The sequence below is a fragment of the Psychrobacter sp. Cmf 22.2 genome (assembly GCF_001921745.1).
Classification (GTDB): Bacteria; Pseudomonadota; Gammaproteobacteria; order Pseudomonadales; family Moraxellaceae; genus Psychrobacter.
The window spans coordinates 35282-60807 of the sequence record NZ_MRYA01000009.1; the positions used below are offsets into that span (position 1 = coordinate 35282).

Below are 25526 nucleotides of genomic sequence, written 5' to 3' on the forward strand. Positions count from 1 at the left end.
GAACACTATTTATGTCAGTAGCCATTATATAAATAGCTATAACTGCTCTAATAGTTGCTGGATAGCTTGCCCGCGGTGGCTGATACTATTTTTGACAGCAGCACTTAAGCTTGCGGCAGTTGCTTGCAGATTAGGTAACCAAAACAGCGGATCATAACCAAAGCCGCCGTCACCATGCGGCGTCTCCAAAATTTCCCCATGCCATAGACCTTGGGCGATAATCGGCAGCGGATCATCAGCATGACGTACCATTGCTAGTACGCAGACGAACATACCATCGATGGGGGTATCCAGCTGCTCATCACGGATAGGGCGCAAGTCAGCGATGAGCTTGGCGTTGTTCTTGGTATCGTTGCCATGTTCGTCTGCGTAGCGCGCTGAGTAGATGCCTGGTGCATTTCCTAAAACTGGCACACATAAGCCTGAGTCATCAGCAATAGCTGGCAGTCCGCTGATTCGGCTGGCATGACGCGCTTTAATGATGGCGTTTTCAACGAAGCTTAAACCATCCTCGACAGCGTCCTCAATCTCTAATTGTCCTTGCGGTACGATAGTAATGTCTAAGTTGGCTTCAGTGAAGAGTCTTTTAAATTCTGCAAGTTTGCCTTGGTTATTACTGGCAAGCACCCACTGGTTTTGAGTAGTTTTGGATAATGGTAAAGCTGGACTCATAAAGTACATCCGTCATTGATAGTCATATATGATTAATAGTTATAAAGGTAAAAAACAACATCAGTCCTGCGTCATAATCTAATAGTTCTGTTGTATGCCGACTCTATAGTTTAATAAAATGTGCACGAAACAAGATACTATCAATAAAGCTTATAACATTCAGTAACTGATATTGTGCAAATGCTTTGCTATAATAGCTGGCAAGCTACAGTGAATTATAGCTTATAGCTTGTGAATTTAAAGTTGATAATAGCTTTTAAGTCAATTACTTGGCTTTTAAGTGAATAACAATGTTTACGCTAATTTTCTTAAATTAGCCTTTAGATTCATCCTGATGGGCACTAGCGCATCAAGCAATAACGTTCATTCATTAACAATAAACTCAGCCAATTTAGCTCGGTATTTTGTGGTGTCTTGTTTGATATACACAAAATATGAGTGGCCAAATAAGCAAGGATAAAATAACTATGTCAAATATTAAACTACCAGATCTTCCTTATGCCAAGGACGCACTTGAGCCCCATATCAGTGCCGAAACACTAGAGTATCATCATGATAAGCATCACGCAGCTTATGTGAATAAATTAAAAGACTTGCTACCAGGTTCTGGTTTAGAAGACAAAACGCTGCCAGAGATCATTGAAGCGACTGCGAAAGACGACAGCAAGCAGACTATGTTTAACCAAGCAGCGCAAGTTTGGAACCATACGTTCTACTGGAACTGCATGACGCCAGACAATGGTGGCGGCGAACCTACTGGTGATCTAAAAGGTAAAATCGAAGAAGATTTCGGTAGCTATGATAAGTTCCGTGAAGAGTTCAAAAACGCAGCAACGTCACAGTTTGGTTCAGGTTGGGCATGGCTAGTCGCTGACAAAGTTGGCGGCAAATTGTCTATCATGAAAACCAGTGATGCTGATAACCCACTTGCGCATGACAAAGTAGCGGTATTGACTTGTGACGTATGGGAGCACGCTTACTACATCGATTATCGCAACCGTCGTCCTGACTATGTCGATACGTTCCTAGACAAGCTAGTGAACTGGGACTACGCAAACGCTAAATATAAAGGTCAAGATGCGGGTGTTGAAGGTAAGTAAGCCTCTTTAGACTTGACTAGTAAATAAAAAGAGGACGCTGAGAAGCGTCCTTTTTTATTAATTATTCTTCAGTAATCTTACGTTTATAATCATTTTCTGTGTAATTAGGTACAGCTTCTTTATTCAAGAGAGAAATTATAGTTGAGATTAAATAGTCTCCAGTGGCAATTCGTGTGATTAATGAAGGAACTTGTTGCTTGAAAGCACTTTCGTCTATTCTTATGTCTAAGCAACCAATCATACCAATTGAAAGACTATGGGCGACTTCATTCCGGGCTTCACGTGCTGCATGAAGTGCATCTTGAGCAGTTTGTCCAACTGGTAAAAAATTAATATTGTTATTTAAATTTGGGTACTTATCAAATAGAGAGGTAGTTAATGCTGCAAATTCATCATCAGATAATTTTTCACGAGCTTTTCTTATTTTTATAAACTTTGAACCATGGTCACACAGGTTATCAAATCTTGTCGCTATAATAATACAACGCCCTAAAATAGCGTGTAACTCTTCAGTAGTTTCGGTTAGCTTAAAATCGTCAATAAATACATCTGGGCTCATATAGTTTTCCTCTAATGTATATGGTTTAGACCTACAAAACCGCAAACCCAAATTTACCCAAGGCCTCTCTAAGCATCGCAATATTATAATACGCATGCGCATTAACGGTGTTTTGAAAGAAGATATACAGCGTATCAAAATGCTGACGCTGATTGGCAATCGCTTGCGCCCAATCATTCATTTCAGCCTCAGAGTAGCGATAATCATGACGGTCAGCGGCACTCATCGCATCCCACCAGCCCGTATTATTGCCATGCATACGCAGATAGCCTGTGCGCTCGGTAAATATCAGCCGTGATGACGGCAGTCCGCTGACCTTGGGATAATCGACGCTACACCAAATCAAGCCTTGTTCTTTAAAGCTATCGACCACTTGCGGGGTGTGCCAGCCGTTGTGACGAAACTCGACTGCCAGCGGATAATCCTTAAACCAACTAACGAGGTTTGCTAGATAAAGCCGATGCTCACGAGTGCGATCAAATCCATGCGGGAATTGCAGTAGTAAAGGTGCCAAAGCGTTGGCTTCGATAAGCGGTGTTAAGGCATTAAGAAAAGCTTGTGCGTGATCGCTTGTGCCTTTGCGCGCATGAGTAAAGTCTTTGTGTAGCTTGACGGCAAATTTTAACTCACTGTCTGCTTGCACATAGGCTTTATTGACCATACCAGCAAAGGCTTTTTGGCCGATGGGCGCGTAGAAAGTGCTATTAATCTCGACCGCGCCATATTGCTTGGCATACTCACGTAAGAAGTCCGCCTTTTTAGTACCAGTTGGATACAGCGTACCTAATAAGTCAGTATCGCTATAACCGCCAGTGCCAAGATAAATAGTAGGTTTACTGTCCATGTTAGCCACGCTATATCGTTTCTACATTGAGTTGTCAGTATTATTTTTTACGCGACCATAGCCATTCTATCAATGCTAATAATGCATTATCATCTGCATTACCACCAAGCTCGCGAATGATAGCGGCTTGTCCGTTATTAAACAATGATTGGGCGTAGTCTTTGGCAGCGCTCACACCCATCAATTTTACATAGGTAGATTTGTCTAATTTTTCATCACTACCAGCGGGTTTACCTAAGGCGTCAGTAGAGGTGGTGACGTCTAAGATATCATCTTGAACTTGAAAGGCCAGTCCAATATGCTGCGCACAGTCCTGCAATGCTATACGCTGTAGCGCTGTTGCCCCAGCACAGATACCGCCCATCAGCATAGCCGCTTCAATCAACGCGCCAGTTTTATCGCGATGAATGGCCTCTAGTTCTTCTTGAGAAATATTAGTACGCGCTTCAGCATTCAGATCCAGCATTTGACCTGAGACCATGCGGCGAGCGCGCGGTGCAAACACGGCTAATAGCTGGCTTGCGATGTCTGAATCAAAAGGCGCGAAGGTAGGCAGCTCTGCGGTTAAAACCTCAAAGGCCAAAGTTTGCAATACATCACCCGCCAGCAGCGCCGTCGCTTCGTCAAACACAATGTGGCAAGTTGGCTGGCCACGACGCAGCTCATCGTCATCCATACATGGTAAGTCATCATGGACCAGCGAGTAGGTATGTAATAGCTCTACTGCCAATGTAGCGCGGCGACACATGTCATAATCGGAGTCGTTTTCTAGCAATGATTGCAAGTCAGCGATTTTGGCATGATCTGTTAAATTTGAGATGTCAGATGAATCATCTGTCTCCATACCTACTTCACCATCTATACTTATACTGGCATCAATACTGACAAAACTACTGGCCACTAATAAGGGTCGTACCAATTTGCCTTGTCCTGTGATTACGTAGCGACATGCGTCATCAAGCGGACTTGGTAAGTTTGCATAAGCAAATAATACGTCGATATCTTGCGCTAACTGTGCGCGCAATGTGCTATAAAACTGCTCAAAATTGGTAAAAGGAACAAAACGAGGCGCAGTAGAAACAGACATAACTCAACCAACCACCATAAAATAAAAATAGAGAATACGTGAATAAAAACAGATAACAAGCTAGTGTAGCATGATAGCTGATATGGCTTATACGTATATGCTAAGCGCTGTTTTATTTTGGTTACGTATTGGTGATTTAACTTATAGGTTGAATGTGTTTTGATGAAGTAATCACACGTCTTGGTACTGTTACCCAATCCAATAGATTGTATTTAAGCTTCACAAGCTAATACGCATATAAAAAAACTGGTAAAAAAGTATAAGGTACAAGGTAGATGTCAGTGATTGATTGACGAGTTTGGATTTTATCAATTAATGTTAATAGTGACTTGTGAGTCTGGTATTAGCTTGTGACAGTTGGGGGCATAATCCCCTACACTAAATGACGTTAAAACAGTACAACCAGTCGCCATATTGATGAGCGCAGAATAATAAACACATTATCACTGTCTTTTATAAGTCGTTGGGTTATAGACTGATAAATTGGCAGTAATTTTATTCGTTTTATTTACAATCATTAGCTAGTTATCTTAATTCTAAAACGTAGCTTTTATAATTTGATCTTTATTACATAGCTTTTATTACATAGCAAGGAGTTTCAAATGGTATACCAAGGAAATCGCATCACGGTGACAATGCTAGAGGATGGCATCGCCAACATGCAATACAACGCCGAAAATGAGAGCGTAAACAAGTTCGATGCCGAAACCAATAAGCAATTTGATGAAGCGGTAAGTGCGCTTGAGAAGTCTGAAGACGTTAAAGGCCTTATCGTTACTTCAAGCAAAGGCGTATTTATCGCTGGTGCTGATATCACTGAATTTGTCGGCTCATTTAAGAAGCCAGAGAGTGAGATTAAAGATTGGGTTGTCGGCATTAACGATACTTTTAATCGTTTTGAAGACTTACCGTTCCCAAAAGTAGCCGCTATCAATGGTGCAGCACTAGGCGGTGGTTGTGAGATGACCTTGGTGTGTGAGTATCGTGTCATGAGTGACAAAGCGATTATCGGACTACCAGAAACTCAGCTAGGCATTTTCCCAGGTTTTGGCGGTACGGTTCGTAGTACTCGCGTCATCGGTATCGATAACGCGCTTGAATTGATCGCCACTGGTAAGCCAAAAAAACCACTAGAGGCTCTCAAGCTAGGTTTGGTTGATGCAACCGTTCCTGCTGATGACTTACAAGCTGCTGCCATTGATCTGGTCAAAAAATGCATCTCAGGTGAGCTTGATTGGCAAGCGAAACGTGAAGAGAAACTAAACCCTGTCAAGCTAAACCAGCTTGAGCAAGCGATGGCGTTTAACAGTGCCAAAGGCATGATCTTCTCTAAAGCCAATCCCAAGCAGTACCCAGCACCAGCCATCGCGATTGAAGCGATTGAAAAGCATGTCAATTTGCCACGTGATAAAGCGATTGAAGTTGAAGCTGCCGGTTTTGCCAAAGTTGCCAAAACGCCACAAGCAGAAAGTTTGGTTGGTCTGTTTTTAAACGACCAACTCGTCAAAAAGTTAGCCAAAAAGCACAGCAAACAAGCACATGATATCAATGAAGCGGCTGTACTAGGCGCTGGTATCATGGGCGGCGGTATCGCTTATCAGGCAGCCAGCAAAGGCTTGCCAATTATCATGAAAGACATCAAGTCTGAGCAATTAGATTTGGGTATGAAAGAGGCCAGTAAAATATTAAGTAAAATGGTCGATCGCGAGAAGATGACCCCAGCCAAAATGGGTGAAACTTTGAGCCGTATCCGTCCAACGCTTAACTATGGTGACTTCGCTGAGACTGATATTGTCATCGAAGCGGTAGTAGAAAATCCTAAAGTTAAACATGCCGTACTAAAAGAAGTCGAAGGTTTGGTAAAAGACGACTGTATTCTTGCTTCTAATACTTCAACTATCTCTATCACGCATTTAGCAGAAGTGCTGGAGCGTCCAGAAAATTTCGTCGGTATGCATTTCTTTAATCCAGTACATCGCATGCCACTCGTTGAAGTTATCCGCGGTGAAAAATCCTCTGAAGAAGCGATTGCAACCACCGTTGCGTTGGCCTCCAAAATGGGTAAAGTACCGGTTGTGGTCAATGATTGCCCAGGTTTCTTAGTGAACCGCGTATTGTTCCCATACTTTGGTGCGTTTGATTTACTACTCAAACAAGGCGCTGATTTTGTCCATGTTGATAAAGTCATGGAGAAATTTGGCTGGCCAATGGGTCCTGCCTACCTAATCGACGTCGTCGGTTTAGATACAGGTGTACATGGTGCAGAAGTCATGGCAGAAGGTTTCCCTGACCGCATGAAACCTGATTATAAAGGCGCAATTCAGCATTTATATGAAAACGAGCGTCTAGGTCAAAAGAACGGCGTTGGGTTTTATAAGTACGAAACAGATAAGCGCGGTAAGCCGAAGAAAGTCGCTGACGACGCTACTTACGAGCTGTTAAAAACCACCACAGACAGCGACACGCAAGCGTTTGATGATCAAACCATTATTGACCGTACCATGCTGGCTTTCTGTAATGAGACCGTACGTTGCTTAGAAGACAATATTGTCAGCACACCAAGTGAGGCTGATATGGCGATGATTATGGGCGTTGGTTTCCCGCCATTCCGCGGTGGACCTTGCCGTTATATTGACCAAATGGGTCTAGATAACTACTTGGCACTGTGTGAAAAGTATGCACATCTTGGCAAAGCCTATGAAGCCCCGCAAAAAATTCGCGACATGGCAGCAGCAGGCGAGACTTTTTACGCCACAGCGTAACGAGCATACCGTATTAGGATAAGTGGGGTGCGTTTGCAGGCATCGCTATCGACGATAAAGTAGACAGCAAGCGCACCGTTTTAGTCGGTTCAATTTTATTCTAGCCCTAAAAAATTAGGTATACATGTATATATCATGTCTAGTATCAAAGCGGGCTGATAACACTGACAATAAAAATTGAAAAGGAAAATAGTATGACAACTTTAAGTCCAAAAGATGTGGTTATCGTAGACGGTGTACGCTCAGCGATGGGAAAATCTAAAAACGGTATGTTCCGTCATGTACGTGCTGATGATATATCAGCAGACTTGATGCGAGCGTTGGTTGAACGCAATGATTTTGATCCAAAAGAGGTAGAAGACGTCATTTGGGGCTGTGTTCAGCAAACCTTAGAGCAAGCTTACAATATCGGTCGTAATGCTGCTCTGTTGGCCGGTATTCCGACCACAGTCGGTGGGCAGACGGTCAACCGTCTGTGCGGTTCATCCATGCAAGCGATTCATACAGCAGCAGCACAAATCATGACCAATCAAGGCGATATATTTATCGTGGGCGGTGTTGAGCACATGGGTCATGTCGGTATGATGCATGGTTTGGATATCAACCCAGCCGCCTCAAAACACTATGCCAAAGCTTCCTATATGATGGGTCTGACGGCTGAGATGCTTGGTCGTATGAACAACATCACCCGCGAAGAGCAAGACGCTTTTGGTCTTGAGTCACATCGCCGCGCGTGGGCTGCGACTACTGAGGGCCGCTTTGACAATGAAATCATCGGTATCGAAGGCCATGATGCAGATGGACGTCTGCAGTTATGTACTGTTGATGAAGTGATTCGTCCAGATGCAACCATGGAGCAAATGCAAAAGCTACGTCCAGCTTTTGATCCAAAAGGTGGTACGGTAACGGCTGCGACCTCATCAGCCTTGTCAGATGGTGCGTCGGCAATGTTAATGATGAGCGCACAAAAAGCCAAAGAGCTGGGCCTCAAGCCTCGTGCACGTATCCGTAGCATGGCAATTGCAGGTTGCGATGCCGCTATCATGGGTTATGGCCCAGTACCAGCCACCAAAAAAGCGTTAAAACGTGCTGGTATGAGTATTGAGGACATGCAGACTATTGAGCTTAATGAAGCCTTTGCTGCTCAAAGTTTGTCAGTACTCAAAAACTTAGATTTGCTTGATAAGCAAGACATCGTTAATGTCAACGGCGGTGCCATTGCGCTTGGACATCCGTTAGGTTGTTCAGGTTCACGTATCACAGTCGCTCTCTTAAATGCAATGGAGCAAAACGACACTGAGATCGGTCTATCAACCATGTGTATCGGTCTTGGTCAAGGTATTTCTACTATTATCGAACGTGTCTAACCGTTTAGACTTGCAGGAGTTTTGCAAAATATAAACGTGCTAACACAAGCCTTCAGTTAAATAACTGGAGGCTTTTTTGTTTGTAAACATTCAAGAATCATCTATGACATAACGTTCGTAAGTTGTTAATAAAGAGGATGTTCATTGACGCACTGGACGAAATATGACTAAATAAGCATATATCTAATAACTATAAACCAATCATTTAGTCTGCAGCGACTTGCTGCATACGTACAAGGAGTGTACCTACTATGACCACTATGATTACTGATCGTACTTATCGCATCGCTCGCGAAAATACGCAAGCAATGCTTATCGATGTACAGGAACGCTTAACGCCGCATATTTATGATCACGAAAATATCGTCAAAAAAATAACAACGTTAATAAAGGGTCTACAAGCGCTTGGTGTCCCTATCATGCTTAATGAGCAATATAAAAAAGGTCTCGGTGATACGTTACCTGAAGTTTTTGAGCTCTTAGAAGGTGATAATGCCAAAAGTTTTGAGAAGGTCACATTTAGCGCCTGTGACAACGATGATTCGTGGCATTATTTGGCACAGCAAAACCGTAGCATCGTTTTATTATTCGGTGTTGAGACGCATGTGTGTGTCATGCAAACGGCGCTAGATTTACTGGATAATGGTATGCAACCAGTCATTGTTGGCGATGCAGTAGGATCACGCTTTCCATACGATAAAAAACAAGCCATACGGCGTATTCGCCGCGCAGGTGGGGTGATTACTACGGTTGAAACTATCTTGTTTGAGCTATGTCGCACGAGTCGCGACCCTGCATTTAAGACCATTAGTAATCTGATTAAGTAGTCAGTTATCATTAAAAATGACTATTATAAAAGGTAGTTATTAAGCGATCTAGATAACGAGTTGCCTAGTCAGGTTTTATTAAAAATAGACAATATAAGGCATAAACGATGAATAGGGTAAAGCAGTACGGTTTTAAACCGCTCTTAGCAGTTGTATTTTCAATAATGATGATACAACCAGTGATGGCTGCCAGTCCTATCAGCAGTGGTAACAAGTTGGCAGCAGATGCCAAAAAACAAATTGGCGTGACAGTCAATTATGACGCCACTTATCAAAAAATGGACTTTCCACGTGGTGATGTACCGATAAAAACGGGGAGAAGTACCGATGTCATCGTACGTGCTTATCGTTTGCAAAATATAGATTTACAGCAGCTGGTCAATCACGATATGAAGTCAAATTGGTCACAATATCCAAAAAATTGGGGATTAAAGTCACCGGATAACAATATCGACCATCGCCGAGTGGCCAATCTTGAGGTGTTTTTTGAGCGCCATGGAAAAACCCTATCTGTCACTGACAAAGATAGTTTTCAGACAGGAGATATTGTGACGTGGCGACTGCCAAAAGACAAAGTGCCACATATCGGTATCGTCTCAAACAAAAAGGCTGCCGATGGAACGCCGCTTATTATTCACAATATTGGAGATGGTACGCAAGAAGAGAATATCCTTTTCACTTATCCTATTGCCAAACATTTTCGTTACTAAAACATTTGGTACAGATGATATAAGGCTGTTCATAGTGTAAAGGATGTATAATGTAACGCAAAGCAAGACCCAGTCAATGATGCCATGTTATTGAATGGGTCTTTTAGTGGGGTTTTATTTATTTTCCCGTATGAGCAGCCCCTAGTAGTTGACCCATTTGTACCACGCTGTTCGCCGTTATATTTTCTTGCCAGTCAGCTTTTGCAGCTTTAGGCAATATGACAATGGCGGTTGACCCTAAATAAAAGCGCCCAAGCTCATCACCTTGAGCCAACACCATACTATGCTCAGCTTCTTGAATATCGTCGGTACGGGTAATCTTCCCCGTCGCTACCGTCTCGATACCAGCGACAATCATCGCTCCCACCATGACGACTGCTGCTTTGCCATATTCAGTGTCAAACATACAAACCAAACGCTCATTGCGAGCAAATAAGTCAGGCACGTTGGCAGCAGTGATATTATTGACTGAAAATAACGTACCTGGCACATAGCGAGTTTTAGTCAAGGTACCTGTAAAAGACATATGCACACGGTGGTAGTTGCTAGGCGCTAAATAAACAGTAGCAAAACTACCATCAGCGAAGTAGCTACCATCGTCACTATCAGCAAGTAGCTGTCCGATGTCGTAGTAGCGCCCTTTAGCCTGAAGTAGCTTATGATCGTTAATTTGACCAAGCTGCGAGACAATGCCGTCAGCAGGGCTTACAATGCCATGGACGGTGGTATCGATAGCACGCGCATCACCTTTGAGCTCACGGGTAAAAAAGTCGTTAAAGCTCTCGTAAGCATTTAAGCTTTGACGTTCGTATTCATCTAACTTTACGTCATACGCTTTTGCAAAGCTGCGAATAAAAGCACGTTTAACCATAGGGTGGCGACTGGCCGCCAAACGTCCAGCAACTTTACTAAGTTTTTGCTGCGGTACAAACTGCTGAATGGTAGTAAATAAGGTCATAAAGGGTTACCAAAGTAGTGGTTAAAATAAGAAAATAAAAGTTGGAAATAATAAATATTTATATTTTATCATGGTCAGCACTTAATCGTATGACCATAATTGTTTAAGGATGCAGTTTATGAAAGCTCTAATCCAGCGGGTAAATCGTGCTAGTGTTATAGTCGATGAATGTTGTATAGGCTCAATTGAACAAGGGCTCTTGGCATATATTGGTTTAGGACCCGATGATAACTTACAACATGCAAAACGAATGATCGATAAAATTATCACTTATCGCATTTTTGAAAATACAGATGATCCAGCCAAGCTTGGCAAACTGGACAAAAATGTACAACAGATAGGTGGCGGAATATTACTAGTATCACAATTTACCTTGATGGCCAAAACAGACAAAGGACGACGCCCTGATTTTGGTGGTGCGATGCCGCCTGAGACTGCAAAAGTATTGTTCGAACAATTAGTCGCTTATGCAAAGACTCAGCATCCCAACGTTGCAACGGGACAGTTCGGAGCTAATATGCAAATCGACAGCGTCAATGATGGGCCACTAAACTTTTTGTTAGAAGTCGTGTAAAAGTCAAAAAAGGTTTTGATGATCAATGTCATCAAACTGTCATAATTAACGCGTTTAATAGATGGTTATTAATGAGTGTTTACCGCCTTTTTTAGCTTAAATTTCCCTCTTATATAATTATTCAGCGCTTAATAATAAGGTTGTCCTATGCATAATGAGCAAATTTTGATTGTCGAAGATGAGCCTGCCATTCGTGAAATGGTGGTGATGACGTTGGAGATGGCTGGATTTGACAGCTTGCAAGCGGCTGATGTGTCAGAGGCGCATCAACAAGTGGTTGATCATCGTCCTGCACTTATCTTGTTAGATTGGATGTTACCTGGAGATAAAAGCGGTATTGATTTTTGTCGTATGCTCAAAAGCGATAAGCTGCTTGCTGAGATACCAGTCATTATGCTGACGGCCAAAAGTGAAGAGGACAGTAAAGTTCATGGGCTTGATGCGGGTGCTGATGACTATATGACCAAGCCTTTTTCGACACGAGAGCTAATCTCAAGGATTAAAGCAGTACTGCGTCGTAGTAGTGCGCTGAGTGCTGATAAGCCCATTGAGATAGGTAAGCTGAGCCTAGATCCCAAAGGCCAACGCGTCACGGCCAATGATAAGGTTGTGGATATCGGACCGACAGAATATAGGCTATTGGCGTTTTTTATGAGTCATCCGGAGCGTGCCTATACGCGCGCACAACTGCTCGATCAGGTATGGGGCGGCAATGTCTATATCGAAGATCGGACAATTGATGTGCATATCAGGCGTTTACGTAAATTATTAAAGCCCCACGACTGCGATACGTTGATTCAAACAGTGCGTGGTACTGGCTATCGGTTTTCGAGTCTCATTGAGCCAGTATGAGCCAGTTTAAACAGAACGACATGTGAATGACAAAGTAACGCAGTAGATAGTCGTAAGGGTATGAAAGATATGATAACGCCTATAGAAAACGAGCAACAAAACGAGCCAGAACAGCACCCGCAAGATCAAGCAACTCAGCAAGAAGTGATGGGTCAGCTTAAAAAAATCAGAAGCTCATTACGCGCTCTACAAGACGCTGTAATACTGCTCAATGATGATGATAGTCTAGAGTGGTGGAATCAAGCTGCTGAGGATTTGCTATTGCTACAAGCCGCGGATAAAGGTAGGAGTATTTTTGATTTTATCAATGTGCCTGAGTTTCGCCAGTACTATCAAGCCATGACGACACCTAACGATGGTGTGCATATGGCATCTTGGCGAGACCCTAAGCGTTATTTGAAATGTGAGCTCACCCCTTTTGGGGACGAAAAACTATTAATCATCTATGATGTGACTCGTCTGCATCATTTGGAACAAATGCGCCGCGACTTTGTGGCAAATGTCTCACATGAGCTTAGAACACCATTGACGGTGTTAATGGGTTATCTCGAAAACTTTTCAGATCAGCCAGACATGCCGCCGCATTGGCAGCGTGGGTTTGAGCTGATGACCCAGCAGACAGCGCGTATGAATAGAATCGTCAATGATTTATTACTGTTGTCTCGCATTGAGATCGAAGAGACGCATGAGTTTCATTATATTAATATGACCAAACTGCTAACCCATATCTACGATGATGCCCAAGCTTACAATAGTGAATATGGGCATAGCATACATTTGCAAATAGATACCTATGATGGCTTATACGGGTCAGAGATGTATTTAAATAGTGCCTTGTCTAACTTGGTCATCAATGCCATCAAATACACACCCAAAGGCGGTAATATCACAATCAGCTGGGCCAAGACCTCTGAAGGCTGCCGTTTTGCTGTTGAGGATGATGGTATCGGTATTGCTCCCCAGCATATCACGCGGTTGACTGAGCGTTTTTATCGTATCGATAGTGGTCGTAGCCGTGCCACAGGCGGTACTGGGTTAGGTCTCGCAATTGTCAAACACGTCTTGTATCAATACGATGTAAACTTACAAATTGAGTCAACAGAGGGCGTAGGGTCGACGTTTAGTGCGTTGTTCCCCGCCAACCATGTGCGATCTGAGCCTACGCTTTAGTCTTTTTGTAAAAGTGGGTAAGGATTGACAGCACTGCCGCTGATATAAATACCATAATGTACGTGCGGCGGTGTACCTTTAGCATTACCACTATCACCGACATAGCCAATGATATCACCAGCACCTACCCAGTCGTTGGGAGATATATCAGCATAGTCTTCTAGGTGCGCATAGTAGTGTCCTGCGCCGCCGGGACCTACGACCACCACCACACGTCCGCCCAACGTATTCTCTCCAACCTTACTGACAATGCCTTGCGTCGTTGACTGTACTGGTGTGCCGCGCGGTGCAAATATATCGATGCCTTCATGTGTGCGCCCTTGGCTACGAGCAGCGCCCCAAGTATCGGTCAGGCGCTGCTCTGGTAGCGGACTCGGTAGGCTATCTTCTGTGGGCAACTCCTGCTGTAGCAGACTCAACTGTTGCCATTTTGCGACGACAAACGACTGTGTTTGTTGGCTGATGCTTGGAAGGAGTTTGTCAAATATAAATAATAGGGCCAATAGCACAGCAGCTTTGATCAATACACTTAGCACACGATGCAAAAGTGTAGGCTTTGGTTGCTGGTTTTTTTGATTTACTGGCATCCTCATCTCTTATATTTGTTTTGTTGTTCACACTACCATTATAAGAGACTTGTTCACGCCCCTCTGTATAGCATTGTTATATGACGTTTTTATCCCCATAAATATAAAGGCTGCACATACAATACTATAGTCAGTATAGAATAAAGTCGTTACCTTGATAGCCATGTGCTAGGGGTATAGATGTTAGAGTAAATCGACTATATTTTTGACTGTTTCTTTTGTGATTTTCGTGATTGACACTGATGACTGGCTCTTTATGACTGATACTGCGCTTATTATTGATACTGAAACCGACCAAGGTCGAGATCCACGACCTATCCAAGTTGCGACTATTAATGTGGCCAGTGGGTTTGAGTGGATGAAATACTTTAACAGTGGCCGTCCTATATCACCAATTGTGATCAAAGTTCATGGCATTACCGATGATGATGTCGCTGGACTTAAGCGTTTTGAATTGGATGAATTTGACTTGCCGCAGTATCTGATTGGCCATAATGTACGTTTTGATTGGCGAGTGATCGGTAGGCCGTCTGCTAAGCTAATTTGTACCGTGCGACTGGCGCGCGTCGCTTTTCCAGAATGGCGCTATTATGGGCAGTCCAAATGTATTGAGCAGTTATTAGGACAAGAGGAAGCCAGCAAAATGACTATTGCAGCGCATGATGCACTAGGTGATGCACGCATGTGTTATTTACTCTACCAAGCTTGCTGCGAACGCCTACAAATCAAGCCCACAGATTTTGAAGCGGCACATAAGATTTCAAACACCGCCAATCCAGTCGCGAAGATGCCATTTGGTAAGTATAAAGGTCGGCTTATCAAAGAAGTACCCATTGGCTATGTTAAGTGGATGCTGGTTAATATTCATAACATGACACCTTCATTACATTCTGCTTTGACTAAGCGGCTCAAGACAGAAGAGGCTAATAGTGTTAATGAATGAGCGGTTTGAATATAAGATGCATTATATTTATTGTGATCGCTCGTTTAACCAATCAACTGCCATTTGCCACAACTCAGGAGCTTTAGCATTAGTTTTACTACTAAAATAGCGCATGTGTCCAATGCTATTTAAGCCAAAGTCTTTAGGGTCAAGGACGCGTTTTTCTACTGGCATTTTGGTAAATACGCGAATCATATCGTCCATGTTTTTGCTATTGGCAATATCATCATCGCTAAAGCCGAGCCACAATGCTGGCATGCTCAGCTCATCATAGAAATGCGTGTGTACGCTTTTGCCAAAGGCTGTCTTGATATAACCTGCGCCATTGCACCACTCGCGCCATTGACGAGCCACACTGCGTGGTAGTGGTTGGCCCATACCGATTTTGTCTGATGGAGTGTAGCCTAAAGTCAGGTTAGTGAATGGGATAAAGGCATCCATAAAACCAATTGCCTTGAGCTTATAAGGCATGTCCATATTTTTAATGCATCCTGATGAACAAGCGACATTAAAAACTGAGGCGATAGAGGTATGGTTGGGCATAAGGCCAATTAGCTGACCGCCTGCGCTATGACCAATCACGTGATAAGTGGCATTGTTAAACTCATCTTGCAAGGCGTCAAGGACGGCTGGCATATCATGTCGTCCCCAACTGATAAGGGAGGCATCGCATTTGGTCAAATCGGTTGTCAGCGACTCACCAATACCTTCATTATCAAAGGTTAATATCCCAAAGCCTTGCTCTGCTAAAAAAGTCGCAAACTTGTGATAAAACTGGCGTTTGATACCAGTCGCTGGCGCGATCATCACGGCTGTTTTTACAGAAGTTTTGGGGCGGTAAACGGTCGCTGCTAATGCTCGATTGCGATCAGATATGATGGTTAATGTATAAGTAACGATACTCATAATAGCAGTATTTAGTTGAGTATTAGTTGCATTATCGAGTTGAGTGGCATATATGTTGTCTTGCTGATTTGTAGAAAATGGTGATTGGTTGTGATGCATTGTCATACCTCATAATGTTTATCAATAAGCAATAATTATCGATGAATGGTACGCCGTAAAGGTTAGTGTACGTGAAAGGTTAGTGTACGTGTAAACAAAACGTATCATTAACAATGATTGATAAATTATCTTAGGGATAAAAGGTTGTTATTATGCGCTAGCATGGCTTATGTTAAGATAAAAGCTGATGAGATAAATACTTACTTGGACATCTTTATCTCATATGATCCTTTAGTGCTTATGTATTCTAAAATCCAAAATAGACGTAAAACCAATTTATGTTTATTATGCGTAATTAAAACCACGCTGACAACACGCTATCTATAAGGCAAAAATAACACACTTAGTATCAGCTGCATGCAAACTGTTTGTTCAAACCACACAATTATTAAAACAGTTTAGTGTAGTCATACATATAAATAATAATCCATACAAAATTAGGGGCGTTTTATGCAAATGAAAATCAATAATGACACTTATGAAGTACTAACCAGCCAAGATATTGCTCATATCGAAAAGGCGGTAGATAAATCGACGTTAGCTATGCCACTGGTCGCAGTCTATTGTGGTTCACGTTTGGGTAATAGTGATATCTATGAGCAAGCAGCCCGTGAGCTGGGTCAAGCGTTAGCAAAAAATGGTATGGGCTTGGTGTATGGCGGTGCCAGTATTGGTCTTATGGGCTCAGTGGCTGACGAAGTTATCAAAGGCGGGGCACAAGCTGTCGGTGTGATACCAACATTTATGCTTAAACATGAAATTGCCCATGACCAGCTAACACGGCTGCACCTGACCGACACGATGCACACACGTAAAACGGTCATGGCAGAGTACGCGGATGCTTTTATTACTCTACCAGGCGGGCTTGGAACGCTAGAGGAGATAATGGAGATCGCCACATGGCGTCAGCTGTATCAGCACGAGAAACCGATGATTATTCTCAATATTAATGGCTTTTATGATCGTATGATTGAGCATTTAAAATATACCACTGAGCAAGGCTTTATGAAGCAGCAAGATCTCGATCGTTTGGTGGTGTGCAACACTATCAACGAAGCAATCGACTTACTACAGACACTAGTAACGATAGAAGATGCCGTTGATACAGAAAAAATGGCTGGGAATGAGAGTCAAGTATTATAAAGTCAATTAAAAAATAAGGTTGCCAATAGCTACATTTAACGTTATTCATCGTTAGTAGCTGCAGAGTAAGCCCAAAAAAGGAGCAGACAACCAGTCTTTGGTCATCTGCTCTTTTTTTTGTACTTTCTTACCTATATGAATTAGCGTTACGTATTATATTTTATTGGCTGTCAAATTTGCCAAAGTTGCTTCGCGAATACTGCGATTGACACCAGCCATAGCCTGAGGAAATCCGCGTTCTTCAGCCAATACTCGTGCCATATTATCAACAGCCGTACTGTCGTTATGCACAAGATAAGTCCATTCGTGTGCATAACGACTGCGGTTCTCAGCTGTGTCGTTTGCAACTAAGCCAATCTGTGTTAATTCATGAACAATCTGATCAGCGGCAATCAAGGTTGATGAGGCTTTAACGTTTTCTGCTCGCGCGTAGCGTATATTAGAATACAAGCTTACATCAGCGACACGTAACGTGTCATCTTTACCTGGAATTTGCTGCCCTCCATATAACGCATTACCTACGGTACGTGCACTATGAAACGTCGGCACAAACTCAGCCACATATTCAATCGCTTGCTGGCTACGCGCTTGTAGTGGCGCTTTGTCCCAGCCATCTTCGATATAATGTACATATTGCTGCGGCAGCTTAGGTTGGGCGCTGCCTTTATCGGAGGCGACTAAGCCATCATTAAATAAAGTAATCGCTTTACTCATACCGTGAATTTGAAAGTAACCATCTGGGTAAGGCGTGAGCTGTGCCATACCTTCTGGCGTGCCTCGATTACCATAGACGATAATCTCTGGTATTTGCCCCCCTGCATCATCCCAATGTGTGATATACGAGGATTTAAATTCAACCATACGCGTGACTTTAACCCCGACCATATCGTCGATGACCCCAGTACGAAAGCCACAAGCATTGACCAAGTAATCGACTTCAACAGACTCCGTTTGTAATGTATTGGCCTGCTGGTAATCAATACGCCATTTGGTAACATGATGATCCGCATTTGTACAATTCTCACAATCGACTGGCATCACTTGCTTAACTTGCGTGTCAGTAAAGATATGAGCATGATTGTATTCTTCTAATGCCAGCTGCGCAGACGCTGCTAATCGAAAAATGTTCCAGCCATACTCTTGCACGACAATCAGCGGAAACTTGACTTTATTTAAGTCCAAATATTTAGCGACTGGTATCATCCATTCATCAACGGTATCTGGCACTGCAACTTGTTCTCGTTCAGAAAGCTCGAGCATTTTTTCATGACTATATAGTTGGTAGTAGTTTTCAGGCTCGCCCAATACTTTGTTATTAGCATCTTGCGCGATAAGCTCACGATAGGCATCTGTCAAGATATCAAGACGCGGTAGCAAGTCCTCAGGTAGTCCTTCATCGCGTGTTGGCACCGCAAATACAGTCGGGCGTACATCAATCGTATAAGGATAAAGGCGTAAAATATCGATACATTGTTCAAGGAGTGCAACGCAGTCTTCATCAGGTATTTCGCGGTACAAGTTGCCACCTGCATGCAAATGGCACATTGGCGGGCCATCAATCAGTGATTTTTTCTTTTCAAATAAGTAAGTTTCAAGTCCTAAAGCCGCGAGACGAATAGCGATTGTTGCGCCTGCTGTACCACCGCCTAAAATACCGACACGTTTAGCAGGAGTCTTGTCCTTTGCTGTCTGAGATAAAGTATCATGTAAGACTAATTGTGATTGATCTTTGATAAAAGTTTGAGTCATTGTCGTTGTCATATCCTTAATAGCATCATCGTGAGGCTGTGCTCAGCGTATCTGTTAAAATTTCGTTATCAGTATTTTGTTGAATGTATGGTATGTACTGATATGCGTATGCCAACTACTAAGTTCAACATATATATGGAGCCGTGATAGTCATGTTTTTAATTATTTAGCAATACTTATATTTTGTGCTGTTATTTTACGAAAATCTGTAATTAATATGACGGTGAATACGTAATTTGATGCATTAGTTTTGTCAACAAATAATGATAGAAGGTTTGGTTTAGACAAGGCATGCTAGCTAAGAAGTTAATAAAACTATCATTAAATAGTATGCGTTATTTCTCAAGTCAGTAAAAAATGAGGAAGTTTAATGAGTTTGTAAACTTAAGATGCTTTTGTAAAATTATATTCTGATACAAACGACAAGTTTACAGCGTATGCTATATTAAAACGCTTGCAGTCAAATTTAGACGTATATTGTTTGGTTGAAGGTATCGCTAAACAAGCGCTAAGATAAAAAGACCACAAGTAAAATTAGACATATAAATCTAAACCACACACTATCTTTTAATTACAAGGAAGTTATGATGAAAAACATTCTTATGTTATCTGCGTTGACGGGTGTTTTGACGCTCACAGGGTGTTCTACGTTAAACAACGTATTTGGCAATGACACATCAGGTATGCATGATGTGCAAGCAACGAGCAATAACACAGCACCAGTGGCTAGTAAAAACGGTATGCTAGTTGATGCAACCAACCATATGACCTTATATACTTTTGATAAAGATTCAATGAATAAATCAGAATGTGGTAGCGCTTGCTTGGTAGCTTGGCCTGCATTTATGGCACCTAGTAATGCCAAAGCCTCTGGTCAATTTGCTGCTTTTCAACGCGAGGATGGCAAATACCAATGGGCAATGAATGGTAAGCCATTATATTTTTATGCCAATGATACCAAAGTAGGTGACAAAGACGGTGATAACAAGCTTGGCGTTTGGCATATTGTGCCAACTAAATAAAGTATAAAACCATAATATCGATCATATAAAGGCAGCTATCGTCATGGCTGCCTTTTTTATAGCATGCTTGCTAAGTACAGTGAGACGTCAAAGTAGATTATAAACAGTTAGATTCATTTCGCTTTTTCTATCCGCGTTGATAGTAACCTAAAGGCCGATGATTTAGCTTACACGCAGCTTGCATCAAATGCCAAAAACCGTTAAAATCGCGGTTTAATTTTCCCGCTGGGGAAGGCTAAGAGAGCAGAAATGTGGTGTTGAGTGCTGGAATAAGCCAGTGACGCAGTTGCCAGATTTGCACATGTCCTTAGTGCCTCAGTTACGTATGCCATCATCTGACAGCTGGTCGATGATATTGAGCATACATCGGACATAGAGAGCTTATTATGCGTAAAGATATCCATCCTGATTACCAAGAAGTTTTGTTCCATGACACTAATGCTGACGTGTTCTTTTTGACGCGTTCAACGGCTAAGACTAAAGCCACTCGTGAATATGAAGGTAAAGAATACCCATACTATCCACTTGATATTTCAAGTGCATCGCACCCTTTCTATACTGGTGAGCAGCGTAAAACTTCTACTGAAGGCCGTGTTGCAAGCTTCAACAAGCGCTTTGGCGCGTTTGGTGGCCGTAGTAAAAAAGCCGCTGACTCTGCTGAATAATTTACGCTTATTGCGTCAATTTATTTTGCCAAGCAATAAAAAACCGCTGATAATTCAGCGGTTTTTTTATGGCTTTTTTAAAGTACTTTATCGATTAAAACTTTTAATGGTCATCCTTATCTTTGATGACTGTCTTATCAAAGGATGAGTCGAGCAATTGAGCGATGAGCTCTGCCAGCTGCTGTGCCCAATAACCATACGTTAAGCTACTGGGATGAAAGCCGTCGCTTGCAAACATGGCTATACTATTAATAGGCTCATTAGTATGTTTTTCTGCCAGCAATTCAAAATCTGCTGCCATATGGTGCACGCCACTATGCTGAGCACAAATACTCTGCAGTACTTGGTCGAGCTTCGTGGCTTTTGCCCCGATAAAGTTATTAAGCGGTGACGGTAAAGCAGGCATCTGCGCCATCGGTGGTAGGCTTGAGAAAATAAGTGTTTGTACGTCAAACTTACGCTGAGCAATGGCGATGATTTGCTCAATCTGCTGTTGCCACTTTGAGATAGAAACGTTTGAGGTGGCGTCATTGACCCCGACACTCAAAACCATGATATCAACCGGCTGGTGAGGAGTAGGGAGGATATACAATCTTCGTAAAATATCGAAACTGGTATGTCCAGTCGTCGCCTGTAACGACCAACTAAGCCTATCAAACTGGGTATGAGTAACTAATTTTTGCTGCAAAGCAGGGATCAACTTACCAGCAAGCGCCTCTTGCTGAGTTAGACTGCCGACCCCAGCTGCTGCCGAGTCACCAACGATCATTAGGCTTAATGTTTTTGTAATCTCAGTGGCTGCCATCTCGGCAGAGTCGCGTAGTTGAATATGACCTTGTCTCTCGCCTTCTGGTTCAGGAAGGCGCACGGTGTCGCGTTTGACTTTACGACCTTGATATAAGTAAATAGGGGCGAGTAATACATCTTTTGCAATGGCAGATATTTTAAGAGGAGCTACCATCCTGCACGCTCCCGTATACTAGTGAGACTGTCTTCCACGAGCAGTTTGCCATCGACATAGACATCGCGTAGCAGGCTATCTGCACCAACATTTAAATCATCAGCTTTTATGGTTTTTATGTGGCCGTTATCATCTTTTATCAGCGCTAAGCGGCCTTTTTTAGAGCGTTTAGAGTGACTGGTCACTGGATCTTTATAGATGTCTTTCCATACCCCATCGATACAAATAGCGCTGGCTTTCATCGCCCAGTTCATCGTATCGCGATTGACTTGTTGCAAAAGACCACCTCCCATACCAAAGGTAATATTCTCTGCACTAAAGCCAGCGTTCATCACGACGTCAATAATCTTACTTAAGCTTTGCGGGCTAATGCCGTCACCTTGAATAATACGTACGTAATCAGGCAAGACTTTATAGCCTTTACTGTTAAGGGTCGTACCGAATCTTACTGCCAAACGCTCCAATGCCTCACGTACCACTTTGGCCGGCTCGCCACTGTCTGGTCGAATAACCAAGGTGCCACCCATATTTTTGACATCGTCTTTTAATGCATCGCCCCAGATGTTATCAATGGCATTCCACAAATCATAGCTATCGGAGACGACTGAAAAAGATTTATCTTTGCCACCAAACTGTTCAATCATATTGGCAAAAGCCGCAGTCTCTCCATCGCGGCCCCAAGCGGTCATGGTGCTGTGTTCAGCAGCAGGAATGGAGAACGCTGGCATATCATTGCCCATTTGATACCAACGACTGGCAGCAACCAAAGCAGCCATAGAATCGGTACCAGCGAAATTAACCAAATGCGCTAAGCTACCGAGTGCTACCGACTCATGACTAGAAGCGCCACGTGAGCCAAAATCATGTAAACGGGAAATGAGTGATTCTGAATTATCAGCAGACTTTTCTAACGCGCGGCGGATAACCTCTTTGCAATAATGTGACACGCTGGCGACGGTTGAGGGATACCAGATGGCGCGTAGTAAGGCAGTTTCGATATAGCTTGGTAACCAATAAAACTCAGGATCAGTATTAGTGATTTGGCACACTACGTTGGACACAGGCACGATGCTACCTTCAGGCACAGCCTCGATACGTAGAGGTAAATAACCGCTATGCTTATCGACCAGACGCTCCCATCCCGCACGATTGAACGTTAGACCGTGAGCATGAATCACCGTTTCGGCTTCATCTATATCCTGATGAGTAATAGGGGTGCTTAAGTATTCTTTAATAAAAGCTTGTAAGCCGAAAAACACCACCTCATAGTCGCCACCGCGGGCTTCGATATAGCTGGATAGATACTCACTGCCAGCTGGGTATTGCACCCAGTGTGAGGTTTTATAACTGTCACTATTAAGAATTAGATTGTTCAAATTGTTGGTATACATCACAGAACTCCTCTGCTTTGATATGTCGCAACTGCGTTAATAAAAAAACAGCTGCGACGATTAGCCCTTACCGTCTATCAGCTCGGGCGCTAAAACCTATAGAATAAAAATTTGTGAAAGAATGATCATAAAATCATATAGAATTTTATCAGTTAGTAATCACTTAAATAATGAACTAAACGGTCAGTTAGATGAGCTATTACAATCCAACCATCTTAGTGATAATCGCATAATGGTCTTCAAACATCATAGTGGCATCAAGCTCGGCTAGGGGTAACCAAAAAGCGTGTACAGCATCATCGCTACCTTTTACTTTTGGCAGGCCATTTGCGTCATTCTTTAGTTGAAAGTAAAAGGCTTGGGTAAGCGTGCGTCCACGTGCAGAGCGATAGGGGTCATCGAAAGTATGCTGACTATGGCAAGAGCCTCGCAGTACAGGCTCAGGGACTTTAAGACGGGTCTCTTCACGTAGCTCACGGATGCAGGCGTCAAATAAGGTCTCTTTTGGATTAAGGAACCCACCAGGCAGCGCCCAAAGCCCTCGTCCCGGCATGCTGCGCCGCTCTACCAACAATATGTGTCCTGACTGTACGACTAAGGCATCAGCGGTCATAAATGTCGGTGGGTAAGGTGCAGACTCCCACTGTTTTTTATACTTATCAATAAAGCCTGCTTCTTCGTGTAGCTGCTGATAATGACTCGTCTTTTTAAATTCATCTAAGACTTTGCGAGTCGACTCAGGCGTACGATCAGGGGTAGGGGTTGCGCCCATTAGGTAGCTATCACGGATCGGTGTAGCAGATAAATTATGATAGTTAGGCACAGAAACTGATGCCCAGTTTGGAAATAACGACAAGTAATAAGAAGAGCTGTCTTTAGAGTGACCGATAAGACCGATATCAGCATTTAAGTCACCGGTGATAGATTTGACGCCTGCTTGTACATATTGTAGCCAGCGCGTGTCATTATAGAGCGCATCATCCAAGCCCACACAATGTATACGCTCTGCTTCATCCGCTGAATAAGCGCCTTGAATCATCGCTGCACGCTCAGCGACACTGAACGGATTGCGCAAGCTACGCGGCAAGTTGGCCGAACCGATTAACATGATGACTTCATCAGCACGTTTTAATGCTTCGTCAATGACAGCTTTATGCCCACGGTGGAACGGCTGAAAACGACCAATAAATACCAGATAGCGGTAATGTTTACTCTCTTGCTTATCTGAATGTTGCTCTGATAAATCACTCATAGACGCCGACTTCCTACTACTTATTTTTTTGATTGAAAACAATTTAATGACGCCAATACTGACACAGCATAGGAGTTGCTGACAAGTGTAAAGATGTTTAGTGGTGTGTCGTTACTGATGTTAGCTTATTTTGATACTTGTCCTTAATATGGTGTGAAGTTCATTTGATTAGATGTAATAGGGGCGATAAATAAGATAAATAAACAATCACTTCGCATACTTCTCAATCCATGCAACAACCGTCGGCCATATCTCTTTAGCAGCGTTACGGCTAATCATAATGCGGCTATGAGTATAATCGTCCAAATCTCCATTACTGATTGAGTATTCACGAAACACGTTAGTAGGATTATTAAAAGCATCAAAAAACAATTTACAGCCGCCAGTTGGCGAAATAAATTTATCGCCTCTAGCACTAATAGCATAAATCGGTATGGTAATCATAGGCATATGCTGACGATAATCAAAGCTGCCATCATTGGTGACGTCCACTATGATGTTTTTTGCGAGCTTGCTTTGCTCAATATTACTCTGTTTAATAAAGCTGCTGTTAAAGTTCTTTTGTAGGTTCCAATCAAACCACTGATTCATCGTGTAATAACTTTCGTTAATAGGCCCCATTTTGAGTTTTTTTGCAGGAATATAGCCAAATAGTCGGGTAAATAATTTGGCTGTCAAAATTTTGAGATGGTTTTTGACATTTACGACCGCTCCGAACGCTTGGCAGGCAAACATAGTGATACTATTGATTTTATCAATATAGCGTGGATTTTGGACTAAAAACATGGTCAAGCCAACGCCGCCACCGCTATGAGTGACACAATGCAAGTTGTCCAGCTCTAATTCATCAAATAAATAACCAAAAGTTGCTTCAAAGTCATAAGTCGCAACGGTTTCAAAGTTAAATTTATCTTTTGGCACTGAGCTGTGCCCATGTCCGCGCCATTCCATAATGTAGCAGTGATGACCATAGCTGGCTAAATACTCAGCAATTTTTAGGCAGGTGTGTTTGTCCGAAAACGTACCATGCGTCAGTAATATATTTTGTGTTTTAGCTACAGAGCTGGCAGCTGCAATATTACCATTAGTCGCATTGTTGTCCTTTACACTATCGATAACTTGCCAAACCGCAATTTGCTCACCATCTTTGGTTTCTACTAAATTTAGCGTTTTCATGAACATAAAAGTGGTCTCGTACAAGTCGTTTGGGAGAGGTACTAATGATATAAGTATTAAATAAGTACTAAATAGGTACTAGAGATTCTTAAAAGATATCATTACTAAGTAAAGCATAAATAAACATCGTTCAAATAAATTAATAACACG

At 42.6% G+C, this 25526-nt stretch carries 24 protein-coding genes; 12 read left to right on the forward strand and 12 right to left on the reverse strand.

Features of this window, described 5'->3' with window-relative positions; genetic code table 11:
• Positions 1-36 precede the first annotated feature (36 nt).
• Entirely contained in the window at positions 37-672 is a 636-nt protein-coding gene (gene rdgB, locus BTV98_RS12605) for an RdgB/HAM1 family non-canonical purine NTP pyrophosphatase (RefSeq protein WP_178379385.1), read from the reverse strand.
• A gap of 467 nt (positions 673-1139) precedes the next feature.
• Here rdgB and BTV98_RS12610 point away from each other — a divergent pair, with 467 nt between their 5' ends.
• Positions 1140-1772 (forward strand): superoxide dismutase, encoded by a 633-nt coding sequence (locus BTV98_RS12610; RefSeq protein ID WP_058369943.1) that lies wholly within the window; start codon positions 1140-1142, stop codon positions 1770-1772.
• Positions 1773-1833: 61 nt separating this feature from the next.
• Here the strand turns inward: BTV98_RS12610 and BTV98_RS12615 are convergent, their stop codons facing one another.
• From BTV98_RS12615 to BTV98_RS12625, 3 genes are read right to left on the reverse strand one after another with little or no spacing between them, the layout of a single operon-like run.
• A complete protein-coding gene (locus BTV98_RS12615) occupies positions 1834-2331 on the reverse strand; it encodes a hypothetical protein (protein WP_058369942.1) in 498 nt (165 codons plus the stop codon).
• Between the two features lie 31 nt (positions 2332-2362).
• The gene (locus BTV98_RS12620) at positions 2363-3175 is read right to left on the reverse strand and encodes a DUF72 domain-containing protein (RefSeq protein ID WP_058369941.1); all 813 of its coding nucleotides are present in this window, start codon (positions 3173-3175) and stop codon (positions 2363-2365) included.
• A 40-nt stretch (positions 3176-3215) separates the two neighbouring features.
• A complete protein-coding gene (locus tag BTV98_RS12625; RefSeq protein WP_058369940.1) occupies positions 3216-4262 on the reverse strand; it encodes a polyprenyl synthetase family protein in 1047 nt (348 codons plus the stop codon).
• A gap of 602 nt (positions 4263-4864) precedes the next feature.
• Here BTV98_RS12625 and fadB point away from each other — a divergent pair.
• The 4 genes from fadB (at position 4865) to BTV98_RS12645 (ending at position 9928) form a co-directional block, all read left to right on the forward strand.
• Complete coding sequence (gene fadB, locus BTV98_RS12630; RefSeq protein ID WP_058369939.1) at positions 4865-7024, forward strand: fatty acid oxidation complex subunit alpha FadB; 2160 nt, start codon at positions 4865-4867, stop codon at positions 7022-7024.
• Between the two features lie 194 nt (positions 7025-7218).
• A complete protein-coding gene (gene fadA, locus BTV98_RS12635; protein WP_058369938.1) occupies positions 7219-8391 on the forward strand; it encodes an acetyl-CoA C-acyltransferase FadA in 1173 nt (390 codons plus the stop codon).
• A 251-nt stretch (positions 8392-8642) separates the two neighbouring features.
• Complete coding sequence (locus tag BTV98_RS12640) at positions 8643-9218, forward strand: isochorismatase family protein (RefSeq protein WP_058369937.1); 576 nt, start codon at positions 8643-8645, stop codon at positions 9216-9218.
• A 107-nt stretch (positions 9219-9325) separates the two neighbouring features.
• Positions 9326-9928: a DUF1287 domain-containing protein gene (locus BTV98_RS12645; protein ID WP_083606211.1), complete on the forward strand. Its 603-nt coding sequence runs from the start codon at positions 9326-9328 to the stop codon at positions 9926-9928.
• A 118-nt stretch (positions 9929-10046) separates the two neighbouring features.
• Here BTV98_RS12645 and asd read toward each other — a convergent pair whose 3' ends face one another.
• Positions 10047-10886, reverse strand: a complete 840-nt coding sequence (gene asd / locus BTV98_RS12650; protein WP_075103728.1) for an archaetidylserine decarboxylase — start codon at positions 10884-10886, stop codon at positions 10047-10049.
• Positions 10887-11004: 118 nt separating this feature from the next.
• Between asd and dtd the strand changes: the two genes are divergently transcribed.
• The 3 genes from dtd to phoR all read left to right on the forward strand — a co-directional run bounded on the left by dtd (position 11005) and on the right by phoR (position 13482).
• The gene (gene dtd, locus BTV98_RS12655; protein ID WP_075103729.1) at positions 11005-11460 is read left to right on the forward strand and encodes a D-aminoacyl-tRNA deacylase; all 456 of its coding nucleotides are present in this window, start codon (positions 11005-11007) and stop codon (positions 11458-11460) included.
• A 147-nt stretch (positions 11461-11607) separates the two neighbouring features.
• Entirely contained in the window at positions 11608-12312 is a 705-nt protein-coding gene (gene phoB, locus BTV98_RS12660) for a phosphate regulon transcriptional regulator PhoB (protein ID WP_075103730.1), read from the forward strand.
• Between the two features lie 60 nt (positions 12313-12372).
• A complete protein-coding gene (gene phoR, locus BTV98_RS12665; RefSeq protein ID WP_256713912.1) occupies positions 12373-13482 on the forward strand; it encodes a phosphate regulon sensor histidine kinase PhoR in 1110 nt (369 codons plus the stop codon).
• On the opposite strand, the gene BTV98_RS12670 is transcribed toward phoR, so the two are convergent.
• Entirely contained in the window at positions 13479-14069 is a 591-nt protein-coding gene (locus tag BTV98_RS12670) for a M23 family metallopeptidase (protein ID WP_058369932.1), read from the reverse strand. The genes phoR and BTV98_RS12670 overlap by 4 nt on opposite strands.
• A gap of 256 nt (positions 14070-14325) precedes the next feature.
• Here BTV98_RS12670 and BTV98_RS12675 point away from each other — a divergent pair, with 256 nt between their 5' ends.
• Positions 14326-15012, forward strand: a complete 687-nt coding sequence (locus BTV98_RS12675; RefSeq protein ID WP_058369951.1) for a DUF3820 family protein — start codon at positions 14326-14328, stop codon at positions 15010-15012.
• Positions 15013-15039: 27 nt separating this feature from the next.
• On the opposite strand, the gene BTV98_RS12680 is transcribed toward BTV98_RS12675, so the two are convergent.
• On the reverse strand, positions 15040-16017 hold the full coding sequence (locus tag BTV98_RS12680; protein ID WP_256713914.1) for an alpha/beta fold hydrolase: 978 nt from the start codon (positions 16015-16017) through the stop codon (positions 15040-15042).
• A 450-nt stretch (positions 16018-16467) separates the two neighbouring features.
• Between BTV98_RS12680 and BTV98_RS12685 the strand changes: the two genes are divergently transcribed.
• Positions 16468-17160 (forward strand): TIGR00730 family Rossman fold protein, encoded by a 693-nt coding sequence (locus tag BTV98_RS12685; protein WP_058369931.1) that lies wholly within the window; start codon positions 16468-16470, stop codon positions 17158-17160.
• A 153-nt stretch (positions 17161-17313) separates the two neighbouring features.
• Here the strand turns inward: BTV98_RS12685 and BTV98_RS12690 are convergent, their stop codons facing one another.
• Complete coding sequence (locus BTV98_RS12690) at positions 17314-18909, reverse strand: FAD-dependent oxidoreductase (RefSeq protein WP_058369930.1); 1596 nt, start codon at positions 18907-18909, stop codon at positions 17314-17316.
• Positions 18910-19496: 587 nt separating this feature from the next.
• Between BTV98_RS12690 and BTV98_RS12695 the strand changes: the two genes are divergently transcribed.
• Positions 19497-19931, forward strand: a complete 435-nt coding sequence (locus BTV98_RS12695) for a hypothetical protein (RefSeq protein WP_058369929.1) — start codon at positions 19497-19499, stop codon at positions 19929-19931.
• Positions 19932-20317: 386 nt separating this feature from the next.
• The gene (locus BTV98_RS12700; protein ID WP_058369928.1) at positions 20318-20596 is read left to right on the forward strand and encodes a type B 50S ribosomal protein L31; all 279 of its coding nucleotides are present in this window, start codon (positions 20318-20320) and stop codon (positions 20594-20596) included.
• 103 nt (positions 20597-20699) lie between these two features.
• Here BTV98_RS12700 and BTV98_RS12705 read toward each other — a convergent pair whose 3' ends face one another.
• From BTV98_RS12705 to BTV98_RS12720, 4 genes are all read right to left on the reverse strand, one after another.
• The gene (locus BTV98_RS12705; protein ID WP_058369925.1) at positions 20700-21557 is read right to left on the reverse strand and encodes an SGNH/GDSL hydrolase family protein; all 858 of its coding nucleotides are present in this window, start codon (positions 21555-21557) and stop codon (positions 20700-20702) included.
• Positions 21551-22948, reverse strand: coding sequence for a nicotinate phosphoribosyltransferase (locus tag BTV98_RS12710; protein ID WP_058369924.1), 1398 nt, complete (start codon positions 22946-22948; stop codon positions 21551-21553). The genes BTV98_RS12705 and BTV98_RS12710 overlap by 7 nt, the downstream gene beginning before the upstream one ends.
• Positions 22949-23147: 199 nt before the next feature.
• On the reverse strand, positions 23148-24200 hold the full coding sequence (locus BTV98_RS12715) for a bifunctional nicotinamide-nucleotide adenylyltransferase/Nudix hydroxylase (RefSeq protein ID WP_058369923.1): 1053 nt from the start codon (positions 24198-24200) through the stop codon (positions 23148-23150).
• Between the two features lie 207 nt (positions 24201-24407).
• Complete coding sequence (locus BTV98_RS12720; protein ID WP_058369922.1) at positions 24408-25382, reverse strand: alpha/beta hydrolase; 975 nt, start codon at positions 25380-25382, stop codon at positions 24408-24410.
• Between the last annotated feature and the right edge of the window lie 144 nt (positions 25383-25526).

Excerpts from the sequence above, each read along its gene's own strand:
- rdgB (WP_178379385.1), bottom strand. The coding sequence starts at position 672 with ATGAGTCCAGCTTTACCATTATCCAAAACTACTCAAAACCAGTGGGTG.
- BTV98_RS12610 (WP_058369943.1), top strand. The coding sequence starts at position 1,140 with ATGTCAAATATTAAACTACCAGATCTTCCTTATGCCAAGGACGCACTT.
- BTV98_RS12615 (WP_058369942.1), bottom strand. The coding sequence starts at position 2,331 with ATGAGCCCAGATGTATTTATTGACGATTTTAAGCTAACCGAAACTACT.
- BTV98_RS12620 (WP_058369941.1), bottom strand. The coding sequence starts at position 3,175 with ATGGACAGTAAACCTACTATTTATCTTGGCACTGGCGGTTATAGCGAT.
- BTV98_RS12625 (WP_058369940.1), bottom strand. The coding sequence starts at position 4,262 with ATGTCTGTTTCTACTGCGCCTCGTTTTGTTCCTTTTACCAATTTTGAG.
- fadB (WP_058369939.1), top strand. The coding sequence starts at position 4,865 with ATGGTATACCAAGGAAATCGCATCACGGTGACAATGCTAGAGGATGGC.
- fadA (WP_058369938.1), top strand. The coding sequence starts at position 7,219 with ATGACAACTTTAAGTCCAAAAGATGTGGTTATCGTAGACGGTGTACGC.
- BTV98_RS12640 (WP_058369937.1), top strand. The coding sequence starts at position 8,643 with ATGACCACTATGATTACTGATCGTACTTATCGCATCGCTCGCGAAAAT.
- BTV98_RS12645 (WP_083606211.1), top strand. The coding sequence starts at position 9,326 with ATGAATAGGGTAAAGCAGTACGGTTTTAAACCGCTCTTAGCAGTTGTA.
- asd (WP_075103728.1), bottom strand. The coding sequence starts at position 10,886 with ATGACCTTATTTACTACCATTCAGCAGTTTGTACCGCAGCAAAAACTT.
- dtd (WP_075103729.1), top strand. The coding sequence starts at position 11,005 with ATGAAAGCTCTAATCCAGCGGGTAAATCGTGCTAGTGTTATAGTCGAT.
- phoB (WP_075103730.1), top strand. The coding sequence starts at position 11,608 with ATGCATAATGAGCAAATTTTGATTGTCGAAGATGAGCCTGCCATTCGT.
- phoR (WP_256713912.1), top strand. The coding sequence starts at position 12,373 with ATGAAAGATATGATAACGCCTATAGAAAACGAGCAACAAAACGAGCCA.
- BTV98_RS12670 (WP_058369932.1), bottom strand. The coding sequence starts at position 14,069 with ATGCCAGTAAATCAAAAAAACCAGCAACCAAAGCCTACACTTTTGCAT.
- BTV98_RS12675 (WP_058369951.1), top strand. The coding sequence starts at position 14,326 with ATGACTGATACTGCGCTTATTATTGATACTGAAACCGACCAAGGTCGA.
- BTV98_RS12680 (WP_256713914.1), bottom strand. The coding sequence starts at position 16,017 with ATGCATCACAACCAATCACCATTTTCTACAAATCAGCAAGACAACATA.
- BTV98_RS12685 (WP_058369931.1), top strand. The coding sequence starts at position 16,468 with ATGCAAATGAAAATCAATAATGACACTTATGAAGTACTAACCAGCCAA.
- BTV98_RS12690 (WP_058369930.1), bottom strand. The coding sequence starts at position 18,909 with ATGACTCAAACTTTTATCAAAGATCAATCACAATTAGTCTTACATGAT.
- BTV98_RS12695 (WP_058369929.1), top strand. The coding sequence starts at position 19,497 with ATGAAAAACATTCTTATGTTATCTGCGTTGACGGGTGTTTTGACGCTC.
- BTV98_RS12700 (WP_058369928.1), top strand. The coding sequence starts at position 20,318 with ATGCGTAAAGATATCCATCCTGATTACCAAGAAGTTTTGTTCCATGAC.
- BTV98_RS12705 (WP_058369925.1), bottom strand. The coding sequence starts at position 21,557 with ATGGTAGCTCCTCTTAAAATATCTGCCATTGCAAAAGATGTATTACTC.
- BTV98_RS12710 (WP_058369924.1), bottom strand. The coding sequence starts at position 22,948 with ATGTATACCAACAATTTGAACAATCTAATTCTTAATAGTGACAGTTAT.
- BTV98_RS12715 (WP_058369923.1), bottom strand. The coding sequence starts at position 24,200 with ATGAGTGATTTATCAGAGCAACATTCAGATAAGCAAGAGAGTAAACAT.
- BTV98_RS12720 (WP_058369922.1), bottom strand. The coding sequence starts at position 25,382 with ATGTTCATGAAAACGCTAAATTTAGTAGAAACCAAAGATGGTGAGCAA.